The organism is Shewanella sp., assembly GCF_048265805.1.
Classification (GTDB): Bacteria; Pseudomonadota; Gammaproteobacteria; order Enterobacterales; family Shewanellaceae; genus Shewanella.
This window is the reverse complement of record NZ_JBLXAT010000033.1, coordinates 26,996-39,314: the sequence shown is the minus strand read 5'-3', so window position 1 is coordinate 39,314 and position 12,319 is coordinate 26,996. Positions and strand designations below refer to the sequence as shown.

The following is a 12,319-nucleotide window of genomic DNA, read 5'->3' as shown; positions in this document are numbered from 1 at the left end:
ACCGATTATCTGGAGGACGTATTAACAGCGGGATTTAGCAGTGTGTTCAATTAATAAGCATTCATGCGGTTGCCCTTGTCTTAATCTGATGTAGGGGGCTAATAAAACTGAACTGACTATGGTAGGAAGTTTAACAGAGATGTCTATGAATAACGACTGTTTTCTATTTACCCAAAGTTCAAATCTTAAACCGTTAGCCAACTTTATTTCCTAAACCGATTGTGTGCACAAAACCTCGTGGGTAGCTCAGCTAACGTGAAAAAATTTCTCATTTATATTCAAGGTCTTGATGTCTTTTTTGACTCGTAATATTTATAATACGCTTCAACTGTTAGAGGCAGCTTGTCCTTTCTCGAAGTGAGCCAGCCATGAGAACCCAACATGCGATCTAATTCTGTTCTCGATACTTTGTGATCAATCTTAGATAATATTGAAGTAACTAACTTGGATAGTTCGGAATCTCTTTCATCCCAATTTACTCGATCTACATGTTGAGTTTTTTTCGGCTCAGGAAGATGTTGATCTAACCAGCTAGGATGATGGAAGTACAACCAAAAAAATGCAGCTTCACAAGATTGTCTAACATCCTGCCGACTAGAATTAAAATGATGTTGGCAATATCTTAATATTTGGCATTGATACCGTCGTTTCAGTGAATCAGATTTACACTTCTTTCTCCACTCAACTAGCCCGGTTGTTATCGAAATAATTAGTTCAACACTACCTGATGAAATACCGAGTTTACGGGCAATTTCTGAGCGGTGAAAGCCTTTGTATGCCATATCAATAATACGTTCTTTGACTATATCTGTTATTTTCTTTGGCTTTAGATTTACAGGGACTCCATGCTTTAGAGCTACCGCCTTGACATAACATCTACTTTTACCAATCTCTCTGCTGACTTGTATCATCGAAACTCCATATTGCAATAGAGCACAACAGCGAGCTTCAGCTTCACAAGCATCGCGGGATTTTAGCTCTGATGGAGAATCTTTTGTCTGTAGGTATTCAAAAGAGTGCTCGTGGGTAAGAAAAAACTCGATCAGCAGGTGTTTAAATGGATGAACGTGAAATGAACCATTAAGCAATGATTCGATATACCTGAAATCCTTATTTGACGTTATGCGAAGTGGATTATTGGAGAGCAAGATTTTTTCTGACAAGTCATATAGCGCATTCATTAACTGAATGCGCTTTACTCGGCTAGTTGTTGTTACAAATCCTTTTTGAGCCAACAGAGGTTTATATTGCATTGAATCGCGATTATGTAACGAGTGAGTTTGAATAGAGCGGAGTTTTCTTTCTGCAAATTCGGCAAACTTTATAGCCAGTGGTTCACACTTTTCCTGATGGCGACCCGGAGTTGGTAAAAAATTCGAGTTAATATGCTCTCGTCCTTTAAACCCATTATGTGAAAGCCAAACACCATGGACAGCACAAACATCCACACCAGGAATTTGATGTATGCAGTGCCAATAAGCAACGCCGGTGTTATGTAAATCGTCATTAGCACACAGTGGGCAATACTTTACAGTTAGTGGTTCGCATTCCCTGAATTTAGATAGCTGACAAGCTCTGATTAATTCATTCAATGATATTGAGCAATCACAGATTAGATGTTGATATCGAGGCAGGTAATGAGAAAACAGAGGCCTTAATGTTTGGTTGCAAAGTAACTCTGGTGCCGACTCACTAGTAGAGCGACTAATCGCTGTTAAATTAGCCGAAAGATAAGGATGAATGACTGCTCGTCGGTTACCAACTAAGGCAGATAAAAATTGTTCTTTTATAATGCCCGACGAGGATAAAGAACGAACAATGCGGCTAAAAAGGGTTTCATCAGGCAAAGCCCTTGGCAACTGCATAATAAACCCTTTTGTTACTAAGTTTATTTAACTATAGGACAGTTCTGATAAAGGATCGTCCAACAAAACCCTTCTCCTTCGCAGGTATTGAATCGGGTCATCGGCTTCCGAAGCTTGTTGAAATAGGTCTGGTTCCCTGATCCTGGTGGATAAATCTACTGCACCTAACAGCTCTATAATCTGAGAAGAAAACTCTGGATGCTGAGGTTTAGTTATATCACCAGTTTTATCAACAGATACGGTAGCCGTTTCGGATCTACGTTGTTTACCTTTCGGTAAAGCAATTGATACTCTTACTTGGTTAATTTCCTCTGTTTGTTTAGATAATCCACAAGCAACAGCATTACCAGCACTTAACGTGGCGACGGTGATTCGCTCATCCATTGAGCCAATAGCTAAGCGCTGTGCTTCCCTATAAGTGCGACTTGCCATATCAATATTGCCAACAGAAAGCTGGTGTATAGCATCATTAAGTTCTTCCGTAAGCTCTGTATAAACATTCGTCCATTGATATTGCCAAAGTTGCTCTATAAATGCATTCCATGAAACACTGTCCCTTGCCAAGACTGACATAGTATGATGGTAACCACTTTCTGCTCGACGGGCAGCCTTGAGCTCCTTAATAAGAGACTGATCAAATGGAGGATTTGCCACGAAGAAGAGTGGCACACCTAGTTTGTTCACAAGCCTATGCAAAAATCTTAACAAGTTGTTTTCACCACCTGTTCTTTTGAACTGAAGGTTCTGCATTTCATCAATAACTAACATACCTAGAAAACTAGACTTGATACACTGCTCTAGCTGTCGAATTAAAGCACCTATGGTTCCTGCTGGTTTAGTTTTTTCTCTATCAAGTGCTAACTAATGTTGATAATATTTCTTCACACAAATCCCTAACGCTAGAATTACTAGGACAGTCGACTTTTATCCAAACCACTTGTTTACTTAATTCTAATTGCTGATCTTGATAGGACTCATGAACAATAACATTTGGGAAGTAACCCAGAACTTGTTCAATCATCGAAGTTTTGCCGACACCGCTTTCACCAATGAGAGTCAGCCCATCTCCTTTAGGCTGAAAAAAGCCTGTTCGAGGTTCGATGTCTGGTCTTTCATCAACTAGATAATGTAGGTACTGTGCAGTGGTAGGGCTAAGTGGATTTTTCGCCGAATACCCCTTTTTAATAGATCGCTCCACTGCTCTAAAACATGCTTCATAATCAGTTAGTGGTTGCCTAATTTCTTCAATACGATTTAGATACTCATCGCGAACCAATGGATCTGGGTGATCAGCGATTTCTTCCGAGTAATCAGGATAATTGCTAAAATCCTCCATGACACTCTCCCATGATTTCTTGGTTGGGAGTGCCTCTATAAGCGGATTGCCCTGATGCTCAGGTAAAATTGCCTTTTTATATACAGCAGATTCCACTCTCATGACCCACCTCCATTGGTTCTTCTTTTTCTACCTTTTGGTAACGGGATAATTTTATTACCTAAAGGGGAAGAATAAGGGGAAACATTAGTATCTGAAGTCTCAGAGTCTGATGAAATTATATTTGTTGTAGCTTCTAATTCTTCCTTTCGGCGCTGACGGGTGTTGCTCGTTTTGTCTTTAAAAGAGACATTTTCAGCAATTTTACTTCTACGCTTAGCTTGCCGAGTGACTTCCTGACGATGTCTATGATCATCAATTGATGTCGTTGATATAGGGGTTAGTTCTTTCTTAGTATCGAGCCAATCCTGAATAAATGCAGCGTCAAACATAGACTTATCACCCAAAATTCGACTTCGAGGTAACAAGTAACACTTAATGAATTTTCTATTTTTGTCTAAGCGAACATAAATATAATTAGTTGTATTTTCATCAATTCGTGCTTCAAGTTTCCAACGTCCTGATGACCTAGCGACAGAGGCTAGATTACGCTCTTCAACATCTGCACAAGAATAGTACATACCATTAAAATATATTCCGCTTCGAGTCATACTGACTTCAGCTGAAGGCAGTAATCTAGCAATAACTTCATCACTATTAGCTAATTGAAGTTCATGTTTATGCTTAGCAAGATGTATTTTCCAGTAGTTAATAGGGGTTGGAGAAAGGTCATGCTCAACAAGTAGAGGGCTAGAAAAGGCTAAGTCATCAAAAATTGACCGATTATGTTCTAGAACAGCTTTTATAATTTCAGCTGTAACCTCTCTTAACGTATAGATTGCATCTTTTCTTGGATCACGGCTACCCCGAACAACCAGCCCACCTCTCGTTGTCCCTAGTAATTCGTGAACTACTTCATCGTTAAGTATATCAAATCTTTTTTCCACAACTCCCTTACAATCAGGTCGATACGGTGGCGTAAAAGATAGTTGTGTCATAGGCGTCAGAGCTTTCTTTGGTTGTATGCCAATCATTTCTCCATTGTCGCAAACCAACTCTTTAGGAATATGAGCACACGGCCACTGTGAATCACCTATCTCTATCCCAAAACTCTTACAGTAATCAGATTTTGGCAGAAAACAATTTGTTAATGCCTGTCGAGCTGCACGCCATGATGCATGGTATAGCGATACGTGCATACCGACTATCATTCTACTCGCTCTATCAACCACTATGTAAATTGTCGGCCGCCCTAAAATATACTGAGAGCCAAGTTCAGATACGATATGGACATCTGCAACCGTTGCATCAATTTCAAAATGAGCTCCTATTAGGTAGCTGATATCAGTGATGCTGCCAAGTACGCTTCTTTTATTTCTGAGGTAATCATTTTCTGACGTTCTTTTTTTGATTGTCAACTCTTTACTAAATAGCTTTTTATGCCAGTATCTGAACTGTTTCTCTGTTGGTACTTGAGGGGGAATACCAATGGCTTCTGCTAGTTTAATTTCTTTTGAATAACTATCTTTGAGCAAATTTTTATAAGTTTTTACTAGCGTTAACCCCGACTCTTTAAGGTAGTACTTCTTTAATGCTTTTTTAAAATTTTTCTTATCATCAGCACTAACAATAAACTTAGCCGCTCTATCAACAGCTGTGGTCCTTGGTTGTTTTGGGGCCCCCAATGGCTTTGTAGTTGGGGTCCGTTCAGCCCCCAAGCCTCCACTGTTGGAGAAAGCTGGTAACAAAGCCATTTTGTCCTGACCATTTCGCCAATATAGGGTAAGCAATCTAGCTAAAGATTTACGGTCTACGCCAATTTCTTCTGAGTATCTAGCAAGCTTAGGTGAGCGTTTTTTTGTTGAATAATCAAAGATAAAGGTTCTGTCGAATACAATACCTTTGATGAAGTCATAGTTTTTATCTCGACGACCAACGTGATCATCTGAAATATTTTCTTCATCAACAAGAAGATAACTTGGCAATTCATAAAATGCCTGTTTAGCGTTACGGCCAGAAATAAGCTCGATAAAACTTTCTAGTGAAACAGCTATGGGTCTTACCGTTGCGGAAGAATCGTCTAACGAAAATAAAATAACAGATTCAACATCCTGAAATATATCTAACAAACGATATAGACCGTCTTTTAGCAACTCCGAATCATTTACGCTCCAAACACTATTTCTAGCAAGCTCCATATAGCGTCCCCCCTTGATGTTCAGAAACATACATCACATCAATAAGCCCTGATTCAGAAATATTTGTTGATAGATCCACCTCAATCAAGTGGTCGGCGATGAGGAAACGAATTAGCAATAAAGCATCATTATGGGAAGTGATGTTCATTGAGATTAACTGATTACAAAGGTCTTCAACGAAGAATTGTCCAACGTTTATTAGCGAGAGGGCGCAATCTAATTGCTCAAAAGAAAAGCTAATCGGATTCTCACGAAAAGGGGATGAAGCCCACGCAAGGTTGCTACTTTGGACCCTAGTTAATTCATTGCCGGTAAAGTATCTAAACTTAATCCCAAGCAACTCCCAACATACTCGTTCAATATCGATTTTCTCGGCCACTCGTAGATCGCTAGATTTACCTTCAGGTTTGACTGAAATCGCATGGTATATAACACCTTGGGGGGTGTCTATCGTGAGCAACTGATCAGTTGTCATGATGATAGGCTCTTTCGTATGAGGATGGATTGGGTGCTCAACACCGAGGATTTTAGCTACTTTCTGTGTAAAATTTAGAGGAAAAATAGGAAACTGCTCTCTGATATCAACCACACTGCGCGAAAATTCAGCGAGATGAAAGTGCTCACTCTCTATCGAAGACATCATATGGTGATCTCTTTGAGACTTCCTACCATAAATTAGCGAACGTTTTCCCTCAGATTTTACATCCTGAATTCTGAGCCAAGGTTTGTACTCAGAACCTTGACCGATCCCATATTTATTTTTTAAAGCTCGCTCAAAGTCTTGAAATGAATCCAGTTTACGCCCACGTCCCATACTCAATCCAATAATATCTATCTAGATTTATCATAGTAAGCTAAATCACTACGGGCAAACTTTATTGTCAAAAAAATCTTCTTACGGGCAAACTTTATTGCTTACGGGCAAACTTTATTGTCTCTACACATAGTTACACAAATTGGCCAGCGGCAAAGCCACTACTCCAGCAAAATTGGAAGTTATAGCCACCGAGCCAGCCGGTCACATCGGTCACCTCACCGATGAAATATAGCCCCGGCGCTTTCTTCGCTTCAAAGGTTTTTGAGCTTAATTCGTCAGTATCTACGCCGCCCAACGTCACCTCGGCGGTGCGGTAGCCCTCAGTACCGTTCGGTTTGATTGACCAAGCATGCAGATGTGCATGTAGCTCATCTATTTGGCTATGGGTGAGTTGGTTCACATTGGTATCGGGCAGTTCATGGCTGTCATAGAGTATTTCGATGAAACGCTTAGGTAATAAGCTCGCAAGGCAGTTTTTCACCGATTTTTGCCCTTGAGTTTCACGCCATTGCAGCAGTTGGGCTTTTAACTCAATCTCCGGCAGCAAGTTGATGCTCACCGCCTGACCAGCGCGCCAAAATGAACTGATCTGTAACACCGCCGGGCCAGACAAACCGCGATGGGTAAACAGCAAGTTTTCTTTAAAGCTAGTGCCATTCTCACTGGTGACAATGCAGGGAATGCTGATGCCCGCCAACGACTCAAAGCGGGTTTTATCATGCTGATGTAAGGTAAACGGCACGAGCGCCGCCGTGGTAGGGAACACCTTTAAACCAAACTGTGCCGCAATTTTGTAGCCTATCGGCGTGGCACCTAATTTGGGCATGGTCAGCCCACCAGAGGCAACGACGAGTGACGCACATTGGTAACTGCCTTGCGCCGTATCCACTTGGTAACCGCCGTCAATGGCGTTGACCGATAGCACTTCACTGCGCAGCTCAATATTCACTCCGGCCCAGTCGCATTCGGTCAGCAGAATATCCACAACGTCTTGCGCGGAGTTATCACAAAACAGCTGGCCTAGAGTTTTATGGTGATATTGCAGCCCGTGGCGCTCTACCAGCTCAATAAAGTCCTGTTGGCTATAGCGGCTTAGGCACGATTTTACAAAGTGAGGGTTATTACACAGGTAGTTTTCTGGGCTGGCATTCACATTGGTAAAATTGCAGCGGCCACCGCCACTGATCAAAATTTTACGTCCCGGTTTTTTGCCCATATCTAATACGGTGACTTGGCGGCCACGATAGCCCGCTTGTGCGGCACACATTAATCCTGCCGCACCGGCACCAATGACGATGACATCAACCTGTGTCATGTGTTGTTCCCCATGTGAATTTGGCGGCATTGTAGCAAAACTGGTTGGCTTCGCCATGTTTGGTGAGTCGGTGAGCTTTCGCGCTCACTGGACGAGTTAGGTTGATGGCTTCGCCATACCAAGCTGCGCTTGGCGTATATGGCTTTCAGCCATTGCAACCTGTGGTTGCGAACGTCGTGAGCTTTCGTGCTCACACTACGATTAAGTTTATCACTGAGTGATTGCAAACTTCGTTTGCGAAAGTCGTGGAAGACATACAGGAAGTATTAATACCGCGGAGCACATATATGTGCGGGAGCGGTCACACCAGAGGATAAGGTGATGCTTGCCTGCATTGATGTGCTAAATCGCCTGCAGCGGGCTTATGCACACGCATCCTTGTGGCACGCTGTGAATCCATCCATGGAAGCTCGACGCCAGCATCCATGCTGGCGACGGCCACAAGTCCGCATGTGCTGGGAATTCACGGAGTTATCCTGTGAATCACGATGTGTTTTCAGGCTTTGTTGAAAGGCGAACGATTGCTTGATGTCTGCTCAACGCACCTGAGCTGCGCCAAGGGGAAAGGGCGTTGCCTGATAATTCTGTGGGTTAGCTGAGCTTTAATTGGTGGCTGTCCCCAAATTTCTACTGAGTTTGAATTGGTCGTTGTTCCAATTTTTATCACCATTTTTATCATAAATGCGACAGATAATTCAGTGTGGTTATCGCTGGTCTATCCAGATTTTTCAAATGGTTAACCGCAATTACACCGCTGTCACTTTGTGCTAATATTCGCCACTTTCATATTGGCTTACATAGGGATAGATGCCTGTGAATAGTTTTTTGCGTGTGGTTTTACTATGTTCCGGTTTGCAATTAGCGTGGCCAGTATTGGCTAACCAAACCTTGGCCGATCGTATGTTGGACGTACGTAAAGTCGAAGGGCTTGATGTTTACTATAACCTGAGTAATGGCATGCCATTGCAGGGCGAATACCGACTGGTACGCGACAGCCAAGGCTACACATTGGCTGCGTTTGATCAAGGGCTGGTAAACGGCAGCTGGCAAGTGTTTGACCAGCGCAATCAACGGGTGTTGAACGGACAATATCAAGCAGGTAAGCGGCACGGTGAATGGCAGTATTTTGCGGTTGACGGTGCAGTAGAACAGACCGAGTTTTATAACGCTGGCGTGGCGACTGGTGAATGGCAACGTTTTAATACTAGCCAGCAGGTGGTTGAAACAACGCGCTATGACAATGGAGAGAAAACTCAGGTCAATCGTTTTTACAATAATGGCAAACCGCAGAGTGTAGAAACCTATCAGGCTAACTTGCGCCACGGTGTTTGGAAAACATTTCACCCCAACGGCGAAGTGGCTGAACTGTGGAACTATGCCAACAACCAACTCAATGGCTTATACCAAAGCAAGAATGAACAAGGTGAGGTCATCCTTGAGGGCCAATACAACGCCAACGGCCAGCAGCAAGGCGAATGGGTACAGTATTACGGCGCCGACAGCCGCGCGGCGACGGTGTTATACAACGATGGCAAGCGGCATGGTCTAAGTGAGCAATTCAGCCCCGATGGCTCGTTGACGGTGAGTTGTAATTATCAGCAGGGTGTTAAGCATGGCGCATGCAAGGAATTTAACAACAATCAACTGGTGAGCGTTACACACTACCTGCAAGGCAAATTAGAAGGTGAGTTGCTGCGCTACAGTGTCGAAGGCCAGTTACTGCAACAGCAAAATTACTACAACGACATGCTGTCTGGTGAGCAACTGCAATACCACCCTAACGGCAAATTATCAAAGCGTGCTAATTACCATACCAGCGAAGTGGGTGCTAACGGTCAATACCCATTGCATGGCGCTTTTGGTTATTACGATGAAAATGGCTTACCGATTGAAACCGCCAATTTTGTCATGGGTGAACGTGATGGCACGCACAAGCGATACTCTGGTGAAATCTTACTGGAAGAGACTGAATATAAGCAGGGTAAACGCCATGGTCTATCAAAAACGTTTTACAGCTCAGGTGAACCACGCGAGCAAAATACTTATGTTGATGGTCAACTAAATGGCCCATTCAAAAGCTGGCATATGAATGGCACCTTGCGCGAGCAAGGGCAGCGTAAAGATGGCCAACTGGTCGGCCGTTACGAATTATTTTACGACACGGGCAAACCGCAAAAGCTGGAAAATTATGCTAGCGAGAAAGAAGCCAACGCCTACAAATTCGATCTGAACGGTAAATATCAACAGTGGGCCGCTAATGGTGATCTCACACAAGAGGGCAACTATGTTGATAACAAACGCCATGGCAACTGGATCACTTACTATCAAGGCGAAAAAAGCCGCGAGCAAGAGTTTGTGGCGGGTAAGTCCGAAGGCCGATTTGTTGAATATTATCAAGGGCGACGCCGTAGCAGTGGCTACTACTTAGATAATCAAAAAACGGGCGAATGGGTGGAATACTATTATCAGGCGGATGACCCAACCTATGGCTTTATTCCCGAAGGCACCGTGAGATATAAGACTCATTGGCTCGAAAATAAGCAGCACGGCACCGCCGAATTTTACACTGCCAAAAACATCCTCTATAAAGTTGAAAACTGGCAAAAAGGCCAAAAGACCGGTGACTACAAAGAGTTTTATGTGAGCAACGGTGAAACCAAAATCGCGGGCCAATTGCAGAAAGGGCAATGGTTTGGTTTGTGGCAGTCATGGTATGAAGACGGCACGCTCGCTCAGGCGGTTCATTACGACGACAGTCGCAAACATGGCCTCGCGCAGGAATATTACGAAAATGGCCAAATGAAGAGTGAAATTGAGTACGAATATGACAAGCCACACGGCAGCTACAAGTCGTTCCACTCAAACGGTCGGCCACAACAAAAAGAAAAGTACGTGAAAGGCTTAAAAGAAGGTCCCGCAGAATACTTTCATAGCAACGGCAAAATGTTGGAGCAGGGCACTTACTTACATGACCGCAAAGAAGGCGAGTGGCAGGAGTTCTGGACCAATGGACAGGTGAGAACTCAGGGCAGCTATATCAGTGGACGCCCGTCCGGTGACTGGCAGTATTTTGATCAACACGGCAAATTAATCAAAACCGAATATAAAGGGTAAGCAATGCGTGGCGCAGTGTTATTTCGTTAGCACTGTGCTTGATGAATAGTGTGAGCGGTTGCGCTCACATCGTGGTTGAGATCGATGGCTTCGCCATACCAAGCTGCGCTAGGCGTATATCGCTTTAAGCCATTGCAACCTGCGGTTGCGAAAGTCGTGGAAGACATACAGGAAGTATTAATACCGCGAAGCACATGGATGTGCGAGAGCGGTGATGCTCGTTCCACACCAGAGCCAAAGGGCGATGCTCGTCCCTCAACAACATCCATGTTTAACTGCCAGCTCGCCATCCATGGCTCGCGCTCATAAGCACACTCATCGTAGATGAGTATTCGCCCTTACCAACCCCGACGACGCCCCACGGCGCAAAACGCTGCGGCGCTTCTGGTTTGCCATTTTCGCAAATCGCCACCAACTCGGAATCCATTCCTCGGCGCTGCTTTGAAGCATCGACGTACAGGATGTACTAATGCCGTGGAGCACATGGATGTGCGGGAGCGGCGAATATCTCGATTGCTCAATGGCTGCCTAACGCACCTGCGCTGCGCCAAGGGGAATTGGCGTTGCCTGATAATTCAGTGGGTTAGCTGGATTGAAATCGGTGGTTGTCCCAATTTTGCTTGAAATCGGTGGTTGTCCCAATTTTTACAGTGGACATTAAATTGTTGGCGGCAGCTTTGTTCTTTCTATTTGCTTTAGCGACGACACATTCTTTCTGATGCCATATCCCAGTATTCTTGGGCGGTGGTCATGTTCATCTCATGTCTTCTGCTGTCGATATCTTTTATGTCCTGAACAGGAAAGGGGATAAAGTTAGTTCCTTCACATTTGCCCTGTGTGCCATACAGTTGTGGACTGTGAGTCCGGTCATAGAGATAGGCGTAGTTGGCAGGATTAATCTTGCCTGCCAATGCTAGCGGTTGCATAACTTGCAGCATACTTTGTTGGAATGTTTTATCGTCGTCAGCATGTTGCACAATAATCCAAGCCGCTTGCGAAGCCTCTTCGCCGACCATATCGACAGTCGGCCAGCCAAATTCGGCAACAATCTCTTTTACTCTGTTAGCTTGCTTAGTGCGAAGAGTTTCAAAATCCTGTCCGGTTTTACCGCGTAGCGTGTTCTGATCTAGCTCCATCATCTGCTTCAGTTCTTGCCGCAGACTGGAATATTCATCGTTGGCGAATGAGTAGTTACTGACAGCGCACAACAAGATTACTGAGTACAAAGTTTTCATATCACTCCTCCATGAGACTTAACGGTTATAGCATCGGCCGCTATGCAATGGCTAGTTTTGTGAGCTTTCGTGCTCACTCTACGAGGGCGATAGGGCTGCGCCATACCAAGCTGCACTTGGCGTATATGGCTTGCAGCCATTGCAACCTGCGGTTGCGAAAGTCGTGGAACTACTCGTTCCACACCAGAGCCAAAGGGCGATGCTCGTCCCTCGCCCTTTGGAAACCCGACGACGCCCCACGGCGCAAAACGCTACGGCGCTTCTGGTTTGTCATTTTCGCAAATCGCTCTGATTCGCGGTCCCTCGCTCACCATCGCTTCTCGATATCCATATCTCGATTGCTCAATGGCTGCCCAACGCACCTGCGCTGCGCCAAGGGGAAAGGGCGTTGCCTGATAAT

Annotated in this window: 9 protein-coding genes; 1 reads left to right on the top strand and 8 read right to left on the bottom strand. The window is 44.2% G+C overall.

The annotated features are described in order from the left end of the window. Window positions 1-278: 278 nt before the first annotated feature. The 6 genes from ACN0TT_RS17830 to ACN0TT_RS17805 all read right to left on the bottom strand — a co-directional run bounded on the left by ACN0TT_RS17830 (window position 279) and on the right by ACN0TT_RS17805 (window position 7,570). Complete coding sequence (locus ACN0TT_RS17830) at window positions 279-1,865, bottom strand: TnsD family Tn7-like transposition protein (RefSeq protein ID WP_417763495.1); 1,587 nt, start codon at window positions 1,863-1,865, stop codon at window positions 279-281. Between the two features lie 27 nt (window positions 1,866-1,892). Continuing rightward, complete coding sequence (locus ACN0TT_RS17825; RefSeq protein ID WP_417763496.1) at window positions 1,893-2,654, bottom strand: hypothetical protein; 762 nt, start codon at window positions 2,652-2,654, stop codon at window positions 1,893-1,895. A gap of 61 nt (window positions 2,655-2,715) precedes the next feature. Further along, window positions 2,716-3,303 (bottom strand): ATP-binding protein, encoded by a 588-nt coding sequence (locus tag ACN0TT_RS17820; protein WP_417763494.1) that lies wholly within the window; start codon window positions 3,301-3,303, stop codon window positions 2,716-2,718. Beyond that, complete coding sequence (locus ACN0TT_RS17815) at window positions 3,300-5,438, bottom strand: transposase (protein WP_417763493.1); 2,139 nt, start codon at window positions 5,436-5,438, stop codon at window positions 3,300-3,302. Before ACN0TT_RS17815 ends, ACN0TT_RS17820 begins: the two co-directional genes overlap by 4 nt. After that, on the bottom strand, window positions 5,425-6,252 hold the full coding sequence (locus ACN0TT_RS17810; protein ID WP_417763492.1) for a TnsA endonuclease N-terminal domain-containing protein: 828 nt from the start codon (window positions 6,250-6,252) through the stop codon (window positions 5,425-5,427). The genes ACN0TT_RS17815 and ACN0TT_RS17810 overlap by 14 nt, the downstream gene beginning before the upstream one ends. Before the next feature lie 133 nt (window positions 6,253-6,385). Continuing rightward, window positions 6,386-7,570, bottom strand: coding sequence for an NAD(P)/FAD-dependent oxidoreductase (locus tag ACN0TT_RS17805; RefSeq protein WP_417763491.1), 1,185 nt, complete (start codon window positions 7,568-7,570; stop codon window positions 6,386-6,388). 813 nt (window positions 7,571-8,383) lie between these two features. Between ACN0TT_RS17805 and ACN0TT_RS17800 the strand changes: the two genes are divergently transcribed. Next, window positions 8,384-10,684, top strand: coding sequence for a toxin-antitoxin system YwqK family antitoxin (locus ACN0TT_RS17800; RefSeq protein ID WP_417763490.1), 2,301 nt, complete (start codon window positions 8,384-8,386; stop codon window positions 10,682-10,684). A 271-nt stretch (window positions 10,685-10,955) separates the two neighbouring features. Here ACN0TT_RS17800 and ACN0TT_RS17795 read toward each other — a convergent pair whose 3' ends face one another. Both ACN0TT_RS17795 and ACN0TT_RS17790 read right to left on the bottom strand, forming a co-directional pair. After that, window positions 10,956-11,111, bottom strand: a complete 156-nt coding sequence (locus ACN0TT_RS17795; protein ID WP_417763489.1) for a hypothetical protein — start codon at window positions 11,109-11,111, stop codon at window positions 10,956-10,958. A 268-nt stretch (window positions 11,112-11,379) separates the two neighbouring features. Then, window positions 11,380-11,919, bottom strand: a complete 540-nt coding sequence (locus ACN0TT_RS17790; protein ID WP_417763488.1) for a DUF6624 domain-containing protein — start codon at window positions 11,917-11,919, stop codon at window positions 11,380-11,382. Between the last annotated feature and the right edge of the window lie 400 nt (window positions 11,920-12,319).